Source organism: Bifidobacterium pseudolongum subsp. pseudolongum DSM 20099 (assembly GCF_000771225.1).
Lineage (GTDB): Bacteria > Actinomycetota > Actinomycetes > Actinomycetales > Bifidobacteriaceae > Bifidobacterium > Bifidobacterium pseudolongum.
Genome location: NZ_JDTZ01000004.1, coordinates 35,419 through 52,521, shown reverse-complemented (window position 1 = coordinate 52,521; position 17,103 = coordinate 35,419). Strand labels below are relative to the sequence as shown.

General features: G+C 64.9%; 12 protein-coding genes and 1 pseudogene. 6 read left to right on the top strand and 7 right to left on the bottom strand.

Going from position 1 to position 17,103, the window contains the following annotated elements:
• Positions 1-269 precede the first annotated feature (269 nt).
• Entirely contained in the window at positions 270-2,204 is a 1,935-nt protein-coding gene (locus OU02_RS04510) for a tetratricopeptide repeat protein (protein WP_152593140.1), read from the top strand.
• On the opposite strand, the gene OU02_RS04505 is transcribed toward OU02_RS04510, so the two are convergent.
• Positions 2,205-3,257 (bottom strand): PfkB family carbohydrate kinase, encoded by a 1,053-nt coding sequence (locus OU02_RS04505; RefSeq protein ID WP_033489022.1) that lies wholly within the window; start codon positions 3,255-3,257, stop codon positions 2,205-2,207.
• Between the two features lie 297 nt (positions 3,258-3,554).
• On the opposite strand from OU02_RS04505, the gene rpmB reads away from it, so the two are divergent.
• The 3 genes from rpmB (at position 3,555) to OU02_RS09170 (ending at position 8,213) form a co-directional block, all read left to right on the top strand.
• The gene (rpmB, locus tag OU02_RS04500; RefSeq protein ID WP_022858854.1) at positions 3,555-3,752 is read left to right on the top strand and encodes a 50S ribosomal protein L28; all 198 of its coding nucleotides are present in this window, start codon (positions 3,555-3,557) and stop codon (positions 3,750-3,752) included.
• A gap of 56 nt (positions 3,753-3,808) precedes the next feature.
• Entirely contained in the window at positions 3,809-6,211 is a 2,403-nt protein-coding gene (locus OU02_RS04495; protein ID WP_033489021.1) for an ATP-dependent DNA helicase RecG, read from the top strand.
• A gap of 379 nt (positions 6,212-6,590) precedes the next feature.
• Positions 6,591-8,213 carry a vWA domain-containing protein gene (locus tag OU02_RS09170; protein WP_051918362.1) on the top strand — a complete coding sequence of 541 codons (1,623 nt, stop codon included), beginning with the start codon at positions 6,591-6,593 and terminating at the stop codon, positions 8,211-8,213.
• 16 nt (positions 8,214-8,229) lie between these two features.
• Here OU02_RS09170 and OU02_RS08530 read toward each other — a convergent pair.
• Positions 8,230-9,076: pseudogene (locus OU02_RS08530) on the bottom strand (IS30 family transposase).
• Between the two features lie 309 nt (positions 9,077-9,385).
• Here OU02_RS08530 and rsmD point away from each other — a divergent pair.
• Positions 9,386-9,997, top strand: a complete 612-nt coding sequence (rsmD, locus tag OU02_RS04475) for a 16S rRNA (guanine(966)-N(2))-methyltransferase RsmD (protein ID WP_033489020.1) — start codon at positions 9,386-9,388, stop codon at positions 9,995-9,997.
• A 5-nt stretch (positions 9,998-10,002) separates the two neighbouring features.
• Here the strand turns inward: rsmD and trmD are convergent, their stop codons facing one another.
• The 4 genes from trmD to rpsP all read right to left on the bottom strand — a co-directional run bounded on the left by trmD (position 10,003) and on the right by rpsP (position 12,217).
• Positions 10,003-10,821, bottom strand: a complete 819-nt coding sequence (gene trmD / locus OU02_RS04470) for a tRNA (guanosine(37)-N1)-methyltransferase TrmD (protein ID WP_033489018.1) — start codon at positions 10,819-10,821, stop codon at positions 10,003-10,005.
• A 133-nt stretch (positions 10,822-10,954) separates the two neighbouring features.
• Positions 10,955-11,500, bottom strand: coding sequence for a ribosome maturation factor RimM (gene rimM, locus OU02_RS04465; protein ID WP_033489016.1), 546 nt, complete (start codon positions 11,498-11,500; stop codon positions 10,955-10,957).
• Entirely contained in the window at positions 11,497-11,730 is a 234-nt protein-coding gene (locus OU02_RS04460; RefSeq protein ID WP_022858313.1) for an RNA-binding protein, read from the bottom strand. The genes rimM and OU02_RS04460 overlap by 4 nt, the downstream gene beginning before the upstream one ends.
• A 7-nt stretch (positions 11,731-11,737) precedes the next feature.
• Entirely contained in the window at positions 11,738-12,217 is a 480-nt protein-coding gene (rpsP, locus tag OU02_RS04455) for a 30S ribosomal protein S16 (protein WP_033489014.1), read from the bottom strand.
• Between the two features lie 206 nt (positions 12,218-12,423).
• Between rpsP and OU02_RS04450 the strand changes: the two genes are divergently transcribed.
• Positions 12,424-15,849, top strand: a complete 3,426-nt coding sequence (locus tag OU02_RS04450) for a glycoside hydrolase family 2 TIM barrel-domain containing protein (protein WP_422574473.1) — start codon at positions 12,424-12,426, stop codon at positions 15,847-15,849.
• Positions 15,850-15,855: 6 nt separating this feature from the next.
• Here the strand turns inward: OU02_RS04450 and OU02_RS04445 are convergent, their stop codons facing one another.
• Positions 15,856-17,016, bottom strand: a complete 1,161-nt coding sequence (locus OU02_RS04445; protein ID WP_033489012.1) for an endonuclease/exonuclease/phosphatase family protein — start codon at positions 17,014-17,016, stop codon at positions 15,856-15,858.
• Positions 17,017-17,103 lie beyond the last annotated feature (87 nt).

The following is a 17,103-nucleotide window of genomic DNA, read 5'->3' as shown; positions in this document are numbered from 1 at the left end:
CCCGTGGACCGACACCCCGAACTCGGGCGCCGTGCGCGTGCAGAGCTCAGACGGCTTCGACCGCACCGTCACGATCGGCGAATACGCGGTGGACGGCGGCACGGCGTGGCTCACCGCCTGCACGGAGGACCTCGGCGCGTACCGCGAAGGCAAGCACCCGCTCGCCGTGCTGCTCGCCGTGCTGCTGGATCGGCGCATGCCTTGTGCCGCGCCTTGCGGGAAAGACGGTGGGCTCGGGCTCGGGGCGCATCAGCGAACTGTTCCGCAACATGATGAACAAGCCGCTGCCCGACGGGCTCGACGAGATCATCTGGCGCGGCACCACGAACAACGGCCATGCCTCGGTCTTCGAACGCTTCGCCGCCCGCCAGCTTGTGGAGGCGGGCGCCGGGCAGATCCGCCAGATCGAAGGCGAGCACCCGCTCAACGTGATTCGGTTGGAATCGACCGACATGTTCTGGATGCGCTTCGATGACGATGAGATCGAAGGCCTGCAGCGCGACTTGGTGCTCGGTGTGGAAGCCGCGCTCAATCGCCTGTCGTTCGTGGACATCGAGGCCCGAGGCCACGACAACGGTATGGGACTTGTCTCCACGCTCACCGAGGAGGAGTGCTTCCGCGCAGCCACGCGCTCGATGCACATGTGGGCCGCACACGCGAGGTTCGTGCAGCAGGAGGCCACGGTGGAGAACCCGGAGCAGACCGTGCGCGGCGCCAAGGCGGCCCGCGGCGGCGCGTGGGATGTGATGACGCGATTCATCGCGATCTGCGAGCGCCTCAAGCTGCCGTTCCGCCTCGAGTACCTGTGCGACGTGGATCCGAAGAGCGGGCAGATGGCGGTCACGTTCAGCGTGCCCACCGCACTGATGATGCCGGGGTCCGATTTTGTGGGCGGCCAGTGGATCGATGCGCGCGCCGAACGCGCGGGCCGTGCCGCGTCGTACGCGCTGCGCCTCGCGGGCCTGCTCGCACAGGCCGCGTTCACGACCGGCGTGCGCGTCACGTCGGTCGACGTCACCGGGCGCCTCGGCTCGCTGCGCGGTCAGCCGGTGCTGTCGCTCGGCTTTGACCGCAGCCCGTTCCAGATGGGCGTGCAGCCGGCGTATGTGAGCGGCCGGTTCGACGACACCGCGCAAGACAACGACCCGGCGGCGATCGTGCAGATGCTCCAGCCGGCGCGCCACGCGCTGAGCTTCGGCGCGGACCGCGGCCTGATGCCGGTCGAGCCGCTGCCGCTGCCGAAGGCGCTCGTGCGCCAGCATGTGCCGCTGTGGAAAGACAAGCGAGAACTGCCCGACGACATCAAGACGCTTGTGCGCGCCGACTTCGCGTACGAACTCGACGTGATGCACGACGACTGCGTGGTCAAGGGCCCGGAGATCTGGGACATTGTGAACCAGAACGAGGATTCGCCGGTGACCGCCATGTTCGAGGTGGAATCCGCGCTCATGCAGATCGAAAGCGCCGAAAAGGACCATGGCGACCGCAAACCGTTGTATTGCGAACACCCGCTCATGCGCCTGCTCATGGTGAACGTGGAAGGCAAGGCGACCGACCGCTACTGGAAGCTGCCCGACGCCGTGTACAACGCGCATGGCGCGCTCAGCCGCCTGAACCGCGAACTGGGCGAGCGAGACAAGGCGGTGGCCCATTCCGAGGAGATGATGCGTCTGGCGCCGACGACCGCGCGCGGCGCCATCGAGCTTTCGCTTGACTACACGGATGTGGGTGAGGACTACGCGGGGTCGGCGGATGCGCTGATCCGCGGACTCAAGACCGCGCTGATGCCGATTGACGTGGGCTTCATGTATTACCGCCTGGCCTTCGCGTTGTGGAGGACCAACAACCACAAGGCCGCCCTGGCGTGCTACGCGATGGTGCTTTCGATGCCCGAAGGGCCGTTCCACGACAAGAGCCGTGACGAGTCGAACCAGCTGCGCGCCAAGATGGGCGAAGAGGAGCTGCCGGACCGCGACCGCGCCGAGCAGACCCTGCGCGCGGCCGGCATTCCGGTGGCGCCGCCGCTCACGTTGCTCGAACAGCTCGCCAAAGTGGCGATCATGCTCGTGGACGCAGGCTTCCCGCTCGCAGCCGACGAGGCGGTGTGGATGCTCGGCATCATGCAGCCGGCCGACGTGCTGCCGGCGCTGCGCCGCTGCCTGCGGTGGGGAGCCGCCGGCATCACCCCGGACAGCGACGAGTGATCAGTCCTTCTTCGGTGTGGTGAGGGTGTCCGACACCAGTTTGGCGGCCTCATCGTACGTGGGGCAGAACGGGATGCCCGCGTGGTTGTGTGTGATCGCGAGCGATGCGGCGGCGTTCGCGATCTGCACCGCGCTCTCCAGATCCCACCCTTCGGCGAGCAGCGCGCACAACGCACCGGTGTGCGCGGGGCCGGCGGAACGGATGTGCGTGGCCTTCGTGGGGAAGCCGTCGATGTGCTCCACGCCCTTGCCGTGCTGGCGCACCCAGGCGCCGCGTGCGCCGGCGCGCAGCACGACCGGCGCACGCAGTGTCTCGCCGAGCGCCTCACACAGCGCGTGCATCGACTCGTCGAAGCCGCCGTTCACGCGCATCGTGGCGCTTTCGTCGAAGGTCACGCCCAGACGATAGGCGAGTGTGTGCGCCTCCTGCCGGTTCATCGACCAGATGGGGCGCGTGAGCACGAGATTCTCGAGCAGCTGGTCGTTGACGAGCCGCAGTGTGTTCGTGGGGTTGATCACCATACGGAATTCGCGCTCCTGCGGGCGGCATTGCGGCTGTTGGATGAACGCGTTGACGGCGAGCGGCGACTCGTTCATCAGTGCATTGCCGCTGATGTGTACTACGTCGCCGCGCTGCGGGCGCATATGCGCGAACGCGTGGGGTTCGCCATGCGCCTCGGCGCCATGGTGCGCCACATACGACTTCTGCATGCCGTCGGTGAGCACAATGCGGAACCCGTTGTCTTGGTTCGGCCTGGTGGGGCCGGTGTGCAGGATGTGCGAGCGGCGCAGCGAATTGCGCAACATCGTGGCCCACGGTCCGGTGCCCATGATGCTCGCTAGTTCGGTGCGCGCGCCCATGCGGCTCGCCGCCTGCAGCACATGGAAACTGCCGCCCGCCGATTTGGTCACCGAAGGGGCGTTGGTGAACTCGCCCGGCTGCGGCATCTCCTGTACATGCATGGTGATGTCGACCCAGATCTGGCCTATCGAGATGACCGTCGGTTCGTGGTCGCGCTGTGCGCGGATCTTGTGCAGGATGTCGCTGAGCATGGGCCTTGGGTTCCTTCCCTGAAAATTCCCGAACGAATCCGTGATGCATCGACGCTGACGGGTGTGGCGCATCACGGTTAGCACGATTGTATCCGTGTTTGCGGGGAATTGCCTGAAAACGCTGCCAAACCGCGCCCATTCATACACGGAACGTGTACTGGCGAGGGTGGGTGTTGCGTTGTCCGCGGTCCGGTTGTACTATTGGGAAGTTGTGTGTATTGGTGCATGCCCTTTTTCGGGCGCGTGCGCGGGTGCACAGACTTGCAAGTCTATAGAAGTAATTGTAGGGAGTCCATTATGGCAGCTCGTTGTGCAGTGTGCGGCAAGGGACCGCAGACCGGTTACACCGTTTCGCACTCGCATATTCGTACCAAGCGCCGCTTCCTGCCGAACCTGCAGCCGGTGCGCACCACTGTGGACGGCCAGAACGTCCGCGTGCGTGTGTGCGCGAAATGCCTCAAGGCAGGCAAGGTTCAGCGTGTGAGCGCTGTCTGATATGCGCAGACGACCACAGCCCCGGTGAGCGACGCTCCCGGGGTTGTTTTTGTACAATGGACCGCATGACCGACACCACCGTGGACACGCCCCTGGCTGCGCTGCTGACGAACAAGCGCCGCGTCAGCGCCCTCAAGGCGCTCGGCGTGGTCACTGTGGCCGACGCACTCACGTATTATCCCTTCCGCGTAACCGACCCCGTGCCCGTGCGCGCGCTCGCCGAGGCGCGGTTCGGCGAGAAGATGGCGTGCGCCGTGGATGTGCGCGCACTGCGCGTGACGCCGATGAACGCGCGCCGCGGCTACCGGCTCGAAGTGCTCGTCGACGATGCGCCGACCGCGTCCGCGCGCGCCGTGGCCCCGCGCACCGCGTCCCTCGTCTTCTTTTCGCACCGCAAATCATATGTCGATTGGATGGCCTCGCGCCTGCGCGCGGGCCTGCAGCTCGTCATTTCGGGCGAGCCGAGCACATTCAATGACCGCCTGCAGTTCACCCACCCCGACATCCTGACCGTGGTGCCCGCCGAGCCGCCGGCGGCCGAACCGCAGCTCGCGTTCGGCGAACCGGCCGTGCAACCGCAACCCGCACCGCGTTTGCGGTACGACGTGGATTCGGTGGCGCAGGGGCTGGCACGCGCCACACGCCCGCGCCCCGTCTACCATGCGAATGCGCGCATTTCGAGTGAGCACATCCACGAGACGATCGACCAGGTGCTGCGCATGCTCGCCGGCGAGGACCCGCTCGCCGCCGCTGCGCCCGGCACCGCCGACAGCGCGCAGTTCGGCGAGCAGTTCACGCTCGGCGAGCACGCCCGCGCGCGGCTCGCCGAACGGATTCCCGATGTGCTGCCCGAGCCGGTGCGCGAAGCGAAGCAGCTCATGCACCGTGCGCAGGCGTTCTGCGCGATCCACGAGCCACAATCGGTGGCCGACTTCAAGCGCGCGATCGGGACGATGCGCTATGAGGAGGCGTTCGTCTGCCAGTGCGCGCTGCTGATGGCGCGCAACCGCGCCGCCACAAGCAACGCCTACCCGTGCGCGGATGTGCAGTTGCGCGACGGGTACATTGAGCGGTTGCCTTTTGCGCTGACGAACGGGCAGCGCGAGGTGATCGATGCGATCGGCATCGACATGGGCCGTGCGCACCCGATGCAACGCCTGCTGCAGGGCGAGGTCGGCTCGGGCAAGACGGTAGTGGCCGTGGCCGCGATGCTGCAGGCCGTGGGATCGGGGCACCAGGCCGTGCTCGTCGCGCCAACACAGGTGCTTGCGGAACAGCATTTCCAATCGATCAGCGCCTCGGTGGGCGATCTCGTGCCTGTGCACCTGCTCACCGGCGGCATGAAGCTCGCGGCGCGGCGCAAGGTGCTTGCGGCGGCGGCGAGCGGCGAGCCGTGCATCGTGGTGGCCACGCACGCCGCGTTCTCGAAATCGTTCCAAGCGCCGAACCTGGCGCTCGCCGTGATCGACGAGCAGCACCGCTTCGGCGTGGAACAGCGTGAAACACTGCGTGCGAAATCGGAGCGTGACCCGCACCTGCTCGTCATGACGGCCACGCCGATCCCGCGCACGGCGGCGATGACATGGTTCGGCGACCTCGACATCTCGTGGCTCACCGAACTGCCCGGCGGCCGGAAGCCGATCCGCACGTTCGTGATTCCCGAAGGCGATGCGCGCGTGATGTCCGACATGTTCTGGCACATCCGCCGCCGCATCGACGCCGGCGAGCGCGCGTACATCATCTGCCCGCGCATCGAACCGAGTGACACCGAAGACGGGGGTGGCGAGGCCGACGCGCCCGAACTGCTCAGCGACGCCGCACTGGGCGACACAGGTGAACCGCGGCCTCCGCTGCACGCCGTGGTGGAGATCGCGCAGCGGCTGCGGTCGCTGCCGCAGTTCAACGGCGTGCGGCTGTGCACGCTGACCGGGCGGGACGACGACGCGACGAAAGCGCAGGTCATGGCGGATTTCGAATCGGGCGAGACGCCGGTCATGGTGGCCACGACCGTGGTCGAAGTCGGTGTGGATGTGCCGCAAGCCAGCTGCATCACGATCTTCGATGCCGACCGATACGGCCTGTCGCAGCTGCACCAGTTGCGCGGGCGTGTGGGCCGCGGCGGCACCGACAGCTGGGCGTTCCTTGTCTCGCGCGCTGAGCCGGGCACAATCGCGCAGGAGCGGCTCGAAGTGATCGCCGGCTCGCTCGACGGCGCCGAGATCGCGAGCCGCGACCTCGAGTTGCGCGGAGCCGGCGACGTGCTCGGCGACGCGCAGTCGGGCGGAAAATCGAGCCTCAAACTGCTGCGCGTCGTGCAGGACGCGCGCATGATCGCCGATGCGCGCGCACGGGCGCAGGAGCTGCTCGCGCACGACCCCGGCCTTGAGGGGCATGTGCAGCTCGCGGGCGCCGTGCTCGATTTCACGCGCGGCAACGAGCAATATCTGACGAGCAACTGAGCTAGACATATTGGACGTAAACGACCAAGATTCGGACGTTTTGTCCGAAATGTGGATTTGGTTGTGAAATGTTGGTATGGATTTGCGGAGGTGCGTGTCGGTGGCGGTGGTGGGTGCGGAGGGCAGTGTTGGAGCCAATTGGAGGGGAGGCTAGAGGGGATGGGGAGGGGAAGGGATGATGTGTAATGATGTGTGCTAGCTTTTAGGCTCCATAGGATGATCTGTTAAACTGATGGGGTAATCGCGGCACCTCGCTCATGTGGGATTCAGATGGTTACGAACGAGGTATGGGGGCAGGCCGCGCCAATAACCCCTCGCGTGGAGGGGTGGACGATTTTGGAGCCACAACTTCCAGCGCAGGCAGGCAGAAGGAAAAGCTATGTTCACGCAGCATAGGCGTACGTGGACGCAAACAGCCATACGCGCAGTGCAAGCCCATGGGCGCAAGGCCCTGGCCGCATTGACGGCGCTCGCAACGGTTGCGGCGCCGGTACTGGTTGCTGCCCCGGCGCACGCAGAAGAAACACGAATCGCGGACCCCACCACGTTCACACAGTGGGAGCAGGGCATGGGCGACCCGACCGATCCACGCTCCACCGGGCGCGTATGGACCGACAAGTCGGTGTCGACCAAGCCGGTGACGCTGAAGACCTATAAAGGCGATACAGTGACCGTCACGCCAGCGGAGGGTTCATTCCTCGTGGGGCTTTCGGCGATGTCGAGCGCGCAGAAGCTCGTCGGCGTCTCGAACGTGACAAAACCGTTGGATATCGTGCTCGTGCTCGACACCTCGGGGTCGATGGATAAGAACATGTACAGTCCGGTATACGACAGCCAGCTCGATAAGGACAAATCGTATTACATCCCCAATGGCGGCAGCTACCGTGAGGTGAGCTGGAGTGACAGCGAAAACTCATGGGGGTATGGCCGGAGGAATTGGACATCGGTCACGCCGAAGACCGCCGCGGACGACACGGCCGCGGGCCATGTGCAATTCTATGCCCGATCCACGGATTCGCGTATGGATGCGCTCAAGCAGGCGGTCAATGGCTTCATCGACCAGACGATTGCGGCGAACGCCAAGGTGAGCGATCCGAACAAGAAGAACCGCATCGGTTTGGTGACCTATGCGAGCTCGGCGACCACGCGCAGTGGCTTGACCGATAGCTTGGAAGCATTGAAGGGCACGGTGAACGACCTTTCAGCCACTGGCGCCACGCGCGCAGATTCTGGTTTGGAGAACGCCAATAAGGTGCTCAACAATGCGCGCGCTGATGCCTCGAAGATTGTCATCTTCTTCACCGATGGCCAGCCGACGAGCGGCAATACTTTTGAAGCGGCGGTCGCGAATGGTGCCATCGCGAACGCGAAGACGATGAAGGAAAGCGGCGCTTCCGTCTATTCGGTCGGTATCTTCGAAGGCGCCGACCCGGCAGCCAACGTGTCCAATGTGACAAGCAACAGCAACACGACACTCAGGTCGAACGCGTTCATGCAGGGTGTGTCAAGCAATTACCCGGATGCCACGGCGTACACGAAGCTGGGCACGAAGGCCGCGGACGCGAACCACTATCTGGCCGCGTCCGACGCCGATGCGCTCAATGCCGTGTTCGACACAATCTGGGGCGAGGTTTCGAGCAACCCGACCTCGCCGATTCAAACTGAATCGCAAGGCGGCACGACCGAAGGCAACGGTGTGGTGACCTTCACCGACCAGCTCGGCGACTACATGCGCGTAACCCGCATGAACAGCATCGTGTTCGCGGGGCAGCAGTACAGCGAGGTCTCGTCGCAGACCTCGGCGGACGGCTCGCAGACCACCTACACGTTCGAAGGCAAGGTCGAGGCGAACGAGATCTACAAGGAAGCCGATCTGAGCACGATGCAGATCGTCGTCACGCACAATGAGGGCAAGACCGGCGATCTCGTCACCGTCAATGTCCCCGCCGAGCTGCTGCCGTTGCGCCTGTACACGGCGAACGTGGAGCCGTTGTCTAAATGAAAGTGCAACACTGTTGTCAGGCTTGTAAGTGTAGCAGTTCGTCAATGAAGGCTTCGGCTGGTGTGCGGTATCCGAGCACGCGCATGGGCCGGTTGTCGGTCTCGTCGACGATCTCTTGCACCTCCCGCGCCATGTCCATCGTGATTGTGCAGCGTTTGGGCAGGTAGCGGCGGATCATGCCGTTGCGGTTCTCGCAGCTCGCCCGCTGCCAGCTGGCGTACGGGTCGGCGAAGTATGTGATCATGCCCGGTTCGTCGCGCAGCCGCGTGTGGCGGGCGAACTCGGCGCCGTTGTCATGCGTGACGCTGATCCTGGCGCCTTCGGGAAGCGCGAAGCGCGATACCTTGCGCCCCAGGCGTTTTCGGCGGCGCCTGTGGCCGCGAGGCAGGCAACGCGCCCAACGCTCGCGCCGTCGCTTGTCGGCGTAGATCCATTGGTAGATGGTCTTTCGGGCACACATGCATGGACCGGTCATCCGGCCACAGGACACGCAGCCTGCCGCTGATAAGCAGCGGAGAGTAGCCGCATCCCAGCCATGCGGCCACCTGCGTCCACAGGCGCCCGTACGACAGGCGATGCGGTTTGCGTGGCTTCATCCTGCGCCGTCCGGCCTTGCGTTGCGCGGGCCCGGCGATGTAGTAGCGCCCGGTCCACGGGCCCGTTTTGAGGCGTTTGGGCCGGTATGGCCGGTACGACCCGTTCTCGTTGGATGGGAACCACGTGTTGCGCTTGATTTCCCTGCTGATGGTGGACGCGCTGCGAGCGAGCATCGTGGCGATCGCCCGTATGCCGGTGCCATTGCCGATCTCGATCTGGATGATCTGGCGTTCCTCTTCCGACAGGTGCGAATACACCGCTCCCATAGGTGCAACATCCTTCCAGACTGGTTTTCTGGACAATTACCAATCTACCGGGTGTTGCACTTTCATTTAGACAACGGCGGGAAGGAGCACGCGGCCCTTTTCTGCTACGGGCAGTGCATCCCTGTTACGGGTAGTGTATTTTTATCGAAAGACGATATATTTTGGCGCCTTTTTCACTACCAGTAACAAAAAGATTCCGGAGTCTACAAAGGGCGGCACTACCCGTAACAGAGGAGGCACTACCCGTAACAGGGAAGCACGGAGGATCCGGTCATGAGATGGTGCAGATCGGCGGCTATGCTCAGATATATGCATGTGATTACCGGCAGATTCAAGGGAATGCCGCTCGCCACGCCGCGCGCGGAGACACGGCCGACGACCGACCGCACCAAGGAGGCGCTGTTCTCACGCCTCGAATCGCATGGGCTGCTGCAGGATGCGCGCGTGCTCGACCTGTTCGGCGGCACCGGCGCGCTCGGCATCGAGGCGCTCAGCCGTGGCGCACATGAACTCGTCGTCGTCGAATCGTCCGCGCAGGCGGCGCAGCTCATCGCGCAGACACTCACCGCGCTGCGACGGTACGCCGGATGGCAGGAAGGGATGGGTGCGCGCGTCGTGCATGCCAAGGCGGAGCGATATGCGGCGAAGGCGAAGCCGGGGGAGCCGTTCGACCTCGTGTTGATTGACCCGCCGTACGCCTTCGCCTCAGCCGATTGCGAGCGCCTGTTGCGCGACCTGACCGCGCGCGGACTCGTCGCACGCTTCGGCGCGATCGTGCTCGAACGCTCCACGCGCACCGCGCCGCCGGCAGCCCCGGAAGGATGGGTGATGATCGACCGGCGTGACTACGGCGAGACGGCCGTCTACACGTTCCGCTCGCAGGAATACGAGCAGATTGTGCGGGAACAGTCAGAGGAATAGGGCAGTCATCCGATGCGGCGCGGGTGGTCGCCGGAGACCTCCCAGCCGAGTTCGATCAGCGTCTTGCGGTCCGCCTTGCTCAGCGCGTGGCAGTCGAGTTGCGCGATGAGGTCGGGGCGGATGCGGTTCGTCTTCTCAAGAGCCTCGTCGCGCCGGAAACGGTCAACCTTGGCATGGTCGCCGGAAAGCAGCACGGCCGGCACGTCCAGGCTGCGCCAACTGGCGGGCTTCGTGTACTGGTTGTGTTCGAGCAGCGCATTGCCGCCGGTGTACGACTCCTCGATAATTGAATCGGGATTGCCCATGAAGCCCGGCAGCAGGCGCGTGATCGCCTCGAGCATCACCGAGACAGCCACTTCGCCGCCGTTGAGCACATAATCTCCGATTGAGTATTCGCGCACGTCCACGCCGCGCTCGCGGTAGTAGACGGGGATGCGCGCGTCGTATCCCTCGTAGCGCCCGCAGCCGAACACGAGATGCTGTGCGTGCGAAAGCTCGGTCGCGTCCTGCTGTGTGAAGAGTGGGGCGGAGGGATTGGGGAAGATGAGGATCGGGCGGTCCGGGAGTGCAGTCTCCTGCGCGGGCGCATCCGCCGGCAGGCCGAGCAGTTCGTCGAGGCATTCCGCCCAGACGGCCGGCTTCATGACCATGCCCGCGCCGCCGCCGACTGGTGTGTCATCCACGGACTGGTGCACGTCGTGCGTCCAGTCGCGCAGATTGTGCGCGTGCACGCTGATGAGCCCCTTGTCTTTCGCCTTGCCGAGCAGGCTCAGGTTGAGCACGTCGAAGTATTCGGGGAAAACCGAAACGATGTCGATGTCCATGGCAGTCCTTTAAGAAAACGCAGTGCGCACTTTTTTCCGGGCTTGGAAAAAGTGGGAGGAGTTTTGGGGTGAAATGGTGATTTGTGCGCGCTGGAGCGCGCACAAATCACCACGCCCCGACAAAAGTGGAAGATCATACCCCGGGAATCAGGCCGCCGGGCGGGTCGACCGTCAGATAGCCCTCGTCGAGGTCCACATCCGGCACAAGATCGACCACGAATGGCACGAGTGCCGTCGTCTCATCGCCCACGGGCTGTGTGAGGCGGATCTTGAGCAGCCATTGCGCGCCTTCGATCATGTCCACGACCTTGCCGAGCACGCGGCCGTCGGCCTTCAGGCGTGCCTCGAGGCCCACGATGTCTTTCGGGTAGAACTCGTCGTCCTCGAGCTCCCATGGTTCGCCGTAGAGCACGGTGCCGTTGAGCTCCTCGGCGGCGTTGCGGTCGTCCACGCCTTCGAGTTTGAGGTACCAGCGGTTTTTGAACGTGCGTGCACGTTCCACAATGTAGGTCACGGAGCCGTCGCGGTTGAACAGCTCGGCGCCGGGGGCGAACCGCTCTTCGGGTTCGTCCGTGAAGATGCGCACGGTCACTTCGCCCTTGAGCCCCTGCGCGCGGCCAATACGACAGACCCTCAACAACTCGGGCTGTTGAGGGTCTGCAGGAAGTTCACCACTCACCTACGCACATCCATGATGTCGACGCGCACCTTGTGGTCGGCCATGGCCTGCACCACTGTGCGGATCGCGTTGGCGGTGCGGCCGTTGCGGCCAATCACTCGGCCAATGTCTTCAGGATTCACGCGTACGCGAATGAGTTCCCCGCGCGCATTCTCATGGGACTTGACCGAAACGTCGTCGGGAAAATCGACGATGTTCTTAATCAGATGTTCCACGGCTTGAGCAAGCATGATCGGATCACACTGCTTCCGGTGCGGACTCTTCGGCGTCTGCGAACTCGACCTTTTCGTCGGCCTTCTGCTCGGCGGCAGCGTCGGCGTCGGTCGCGTTCTCGTTCGCCTTGATCTCGGCTTCGGCCTTGGCGGCCTTGAGCTTCTGGGCCTTGGTGTCGGCCTCTTCGACCAGCGTGGCGGCGTCCTTCTTCGGGGCAACGGTCTTCAGGGTGCCTTCGGCGCCCTTGAGGCCCTTGAACTTCTGCCAATCGCCGGTGATCTTGAGCAGGTTGAGCACCTGCTCGGTCGGCTGGGCACCAACGCCGAGCCAGTACTGGGCGCGCTCGGAGTTGATTTCGATGGTCGAAGGCTGGGTGTTCGGGTTGTACAGGCCGATCTCCTCAATGGCCCTGCCATCGCGCTTGGTACGCGAATCCATGATGACCACGCGGTAGACCGCGTAGAACTTCTTACCCATGCGCTTGAGACGAATCTTGGTTGCCAAAATGGCTCTCCTTGGTAACTAGGGGTGTGCGCCATCCCGTGCCGTGTGGGGCACAGCCCGGCCGGTGCACGTGTTCCTTGGCCACACGGTAGTAGAGGGCCCCGCATGGTCAAATAACCCACACAGTATACAATCCGCCATGGAAAAACGGCTTACCATTGCCCCCCGATGAGCGGGCCGCACTGGCCGCTATAATCGCAAACGGCATGAATACCGTACAAGGCAAGGGAGTCTGCATGTTCATTCCGCGGTATTATGAGGATCTCAACACGTTGCATGTGGGCTGCGAGCCGAACCGCTCGTACTTCATCCCCGCGTCGCGCCCCACCGACACGACGCTCGACAACCGCCTCGACTCCGACCGCCTGCAGCTGCTCAGCGGCGACTGGCAGTTCCGCTACTACGGCAGCATCCACAATCTGGACGCGGAGGTCGCCGCCGCGGACGCCGCCTACGCCCCGCGCTTCTTCGACATGGACTTCGACGCCGGCGCCGACTACGCCACACTGCCCGTGCCGAGCGTGTGGCAGATGCACGGCTACGACCACAACCAATACACGAACACGCGCTACCCGTTCCCGCTCGACCCGCCGTACGTGCCCGCGGACAACCCCTGCGCCGTCTACCGCCGCACATTCGACTACACACCAAGCGAATCCGCCCCGCGCGCCTATCTCAACTTCGAGGGCGTGGACAGCTGTTTCTATGTGTGGCTCAACGGCGAGTTCATCGGCTATTCGCAGGTCTCGCACTCCACGAGCGAATTCGACGTGACCGAGCACATCGCGCCCGGCGAAAACACGCTCGTGGTGCTCGTGCTCAAATGGTGCGACGGCAGCTATCTCGAAGACCAGGACAAACTGCGCATGAGCGGCATCTTCCGCGATGTCTATCTGCTCACGCGTCCCGAGCGGATGATCCGCGACTATTTTGTGCACACGAACGTCGAATACGGCCCTGATGACGAGCCCATCCGCGCGCGGATCTCCATCGATTTCGCGCGCGGCGGGTCCGGTTTGCCCGGGCGCATCGACGTAACCGTGCTCAGCGCCGAGGGTGAGCCGGTGGCGCACGCGCGCGCGGTGCCGGCGGCGCGCATGCTCGACGAGCGCGCGGACGACGGCTCGTTCTCCGCGCACGCACAAGCGCGGCTCACGGTCGACACGCCGCGGCTGTGGAATCCCGAACGCCCGACGTGCTACCGGCTCGTCATCGAGACGCCGGACGAGGCGATCACGCAGCTGCTCACGATCAGCGACCTGCGCGCAGTGGCGCATGACGGCGTGCAGCGCGTGGTGGAGCTCAACCGCAAACCGATCGTGATCCACGGCATGAACCGGCACGACAGCGACCCGCGCACCGGCTACACAATCAGCGTTGGGCAGTTCATGGAAGACCTGCTCCTGATGAAACAGCACAATGTGAACGGCGTGCGCACAAGCCACTACCCGAACGCGCCGCATTTCTACGACGCGTTCGAACAACTTGGGTTCCTCGTGATCGACGAGGCCGACCTCGAGGCGCACGGCGCGAACGACGCCTACCATCCGACGAGCGGCGTGCCGCAGGAGGACTGGAAACGCGCCGCGCAGCTGTGGAACGAGCGGATCGCCGACAACGAGGACTTCGCGCCGGCGATCATCGACCGCGTGCAGCGGTGCGTGGAGCGCGACAAGAACCACGGGTGCGTGCTGTTCTGGTCGATGGGCAACGAAGGCGCGTTCGGCGTGGGCTTCGAGCGCGCGCTCGCGTGGACCAAGCGGTACGATTCCAGCCGCCTGACGCATTACGAAAGCGCGCGCTATGTGGAGCCGAACGGGCACGATTCGCACGAATACGGCAATCTCGACGTGCACAGCCGCATGTACCCGAGCATCGAGGAGATTGATGCGTACTTCGACGACGGCCCGGCGAGCGCCGCCGCGAACCCCGACGGCGCGCTCGGTGAGAACGGTCTGGCGGCCGGCGGCGAAATCAAGCCGTATGTGATGTGCGAATTCTGCCACGCGATGGGCAACGGCCCGGGCGACCTCGAGGACTACTTCCAGGCGATCCAACGCCACCCCGGGCTCGTCGGCGGCTATGTGTGGGAATGGTGCGACCACGCGGTCGACGTCGGCCGCACGCCGCAGGGCCGGCGCGAATACCTGTATGGCGGTGATTTCGGCGACTACCCGAACGACGGCAATTTCTGCGTCGACGGCATGGTGTCGCCCGACCGCACACCGCATTCCGGCCTCGACGAGTTCAAGAACGTGTTCCGCCCCGCGCGCGTGGAAGATTTCACTCTCACCGGCGGCGACAGTCCGGACGCGTCCGTCACGCTGCGCAATCACCTCGACTTCACGCCGCTTGGCGCCGAGGTCATGCTGATGTGGGAGCTCTATGTGGACGGCGTGATGCAGGCGTACCGCCTGTGCGACGACGAGCCCACGCAGCAGGCGCTGATGATCGCGCCGCATGACGCCGGCCGTGTGCCGCTCATCGGCCTGCCGCCGCTCGTGCGCGACGGTAAGGCCACGCTCGTGCTGCGGTATGTGACGCGCGAGGCGCGCTGGGGCATGGACCCGCTGTTCGAACTCGGGTTCGACGAAGTCGCCGTGCCCGTGGCCGGCGACGCGCACAACCAGTGGGTGCGCCAACAGCATGAGGAGATGCTCGCCGGTGATGAGCGAGGCGACACAATCCGCGTGCAGCGCATTGGTGCGTCGATCGTGCTCACGGGCGTGGATTGGCGGTATGTGCTCGACACGCGCACCGGATTGTTCCGTGAGCTGAGCTACCGCAACCACCAGCTGCTCACCGAGCCGATGGGCCTGAGCGTCTGGCGTGCGCCGACTGACAACGACCGGTATGTGCGCGAGGAGTGGGAGCGCGCGCAATACCACCATGCGTCGGCGCGCGCGTACAGTGTTTCGGCGCGCGCGGTCGCGTCGAGCGGCATCGCGCAGGCGGCCGAAGCGGGCACTGTGCCGCGTGAATCCGACGGGCAGGGCGCCAACATGTCGATCAACGCCGTCGAACTGCGCTGTGCGATGGCCGTTGTGGCGCCGGTCGTGCAGCCGATTGCGCGCATGCGGACTACATGGACCGTGCATGCGGACGGGTCGATCGCCCTGCAGATGGACGTGGAGCGCGACACCGAGTTCCCGTTCCTGCCGCGTTTCGGCATCCGCATGATGCTGCCGCGCGCCATGCGCAACGTGGTGTATTGCGGCTATGGGCCGGGCGAAAGCTATGTGGACAAGCACCGCGCCTGCTGGCATGGCATGTTCGAAGGCACGCCGCCCACGCTGGGCGAGCATGAGATCCGCCCGCAGGAGAACGGCAACCGGCACGACTGTGATTGGGCGAGCGTGGCGGGCGACGGCGTGGCGCTGATGGTGCTGCGCGGCGATGGCGTGCAGCCCGCGCACGCGTTCGACTTCCAGGCGATTGACTACACGGCCGGGGAGATGACCCGCGCCTCGCACGATTTCGATCTCGAACCGGCCGATGCGACCATCGTCAGCGTGGACTACATGCAGTCGGGCATCGGGTCGAACAGCTGCGGCCCGGAGCTGCTGCCGCAATACCGGCTCGACGCACCCGAGTTCCGCTTCGCCGTCACCCTGCGTCCGCAGAGCGCATGACGGCGGTCAGCGCGCCTTCTCTTTCTTGGGCAACGGCGGCAATGATTCGGGCCAGGTTTCGCGGGCGGCCGCATTCACTGGCTCGCGTGCGTCCTGCAAGGTGAGCGTGGCGGCGAGCGCCATATGGTCGGAGCCGTCGATGCGCACGGCCTGCACGTCGCTCGCGTGCAGATGGTCGGTGAAGATCACATGGTCGATTACAATGCGCGGCCACGGCAGCCACGTGGGGAACGTGGGGTGCAGGCCCTTCGCCTCGTCGAGCGCGGCGTCGTGGAATCCGCTCGCGAGCAGTTTGCGGAAGCTCGGGTGCGGGATGCTCGCGTTGAGGTCGCCCAGGATCACCGTGATCGTCTCGTGCGCCGGGGTGTCCGGAGCGGCCAGATTCTGCTGCGGGCGGGCGAGTGCGCCCAAGCCGATTATCCCTTCGGACCATTCGCGGCAGCTGCGCTGGGGTGATTTCGTGTGCGCGGAGGCGAATGTGATATCGCGCATCGGCGAGACCTGCAGTGTGACGGCGGGCACGTCGGCGGCGGGGATCGCCACGCCGGTGGGCGTGCTTTGCGCCGGTTCGACGCGCAGCCACACGCCGTTGAAGCCGCCATTGTCGCTCGCCTGCGGGTCGCCGAGCTGGCGGTAGGGCAGGAGCGTGGCGAGGCCGGCTTCATCGAGCTGGTGCACGAGGTCTTCGGTCAGTTCCTGCAACGCGAGCACGGCCACGTCTTCGCTCCGCACCGCGCGCACGATTTCGGCGGCGTTGGCATGGCCGAAGCGGCAGTTGAGCGTGAGCACGCGGAATCGGCCGTCATGCGCGTTGTCGAGGCGGTCGTCGGATGGTGTGGGCGTGTGCCGCGCCTGCGCTTCGCGGGCTTTGCGTTCGGCGATTTTGCGGGCGATCGCCTCGCCGGTGTTCGGCGACTTCAGGTTGTTGAGCCAGTATGCGGTTTTGCGCATGAGCGAGGCGATGAGGCCAGCGGCGCAACAAGCAGCGAACCCCCATTCGCGCATGCATAGGCCAGCGATGCCGAGCGCGGCGAACGCGATCCACAGCATGGGGGTGAGCGCGATGAGGTACGGCAGCGGGTTGTGGCCGTCCCAGCCGGCTGGCAGTTCGGTGAGCGCGAGCCATAGCAGGCAGACAATCAGGATAATCCACAGTGCGATGAGCATGGAGGTCCTTTCGACTGATGGATGGGGTGGGTAGGTCTCTAGGTGCCTAGGCTTTTCGCCGTTTTGGTCACTTTTCTTCTGTTTTTA

Bases quoted from the DNA above. Each gene is read 5' to 3' on its own strand.
- OU02_RS04510 (WP_152593140.1), top strand. From the start codon at position 270: ATGATGAACAAGCCGCTGCCCGACGGGCTCGACGAGATCATCTGGCGC.
- OU02_RS04505 (WP_033489022.1), bottom strand. From the start codon at position 3,257: ATGCTCAGCGACATCCTGCACAAGATCCGCGCACAGCGCGACCACGAA.
- rpmB (WP_022858854.1), top strand. From the start codon at position 3,555: ATGGCAGCTCGTTGTGCAGTGTGCGGCAAGGGACCGCAGACCGGTTAC.
- OU02_RS04495 (WP_033489021.1), top strand. From the start codon at position 3,809: ATGGACCGCATGACCGACACCACCGTGGACACGCCCCTGGCTGCGCTG.
- OU02_RS09170 (WP_051918362.1), top strand. From the start codon at position 6,591: ATGTTCACGCAGCATAGGCGTACGTGGACGCAAACAGCCATACGCGCA.
- rsmD (WP_033489020.1), top strand. From the start codon at position 9,386: ATGCATGTGATTACCGGCAGATTCAAGGGAATGCCGCTCGCCACGCCG.
- trmD (WP_033489018.1), bottom strand. From the start codon at position 10,821: ATGGACATCGACATCGTTTCGGTTTTCCCCGAATACTTCGACGTGCTC.
- OU02_RS04460 (WP_022858313.1), bottom strand. From the start codon at position 11,730: ATGCTTGCTCAAGCCGTGGAACATCTGATTAAGAACATCGTCGATTTT.
- OU02_RS04450 (WP_422574473.1), top strand. From the start codon at position 12,424: ATGAATACCGTACAAGGCAAGGGAGTCTGCATGTTCATTCCGCGGTAT.
- OU02_RS04445 (WP_033489012.1), bottom strand. From the start codon at position 17,016: ATGCTCATCGCACTGTGGATTATCCTGATTGTCTGCCTGCTATGGCTC.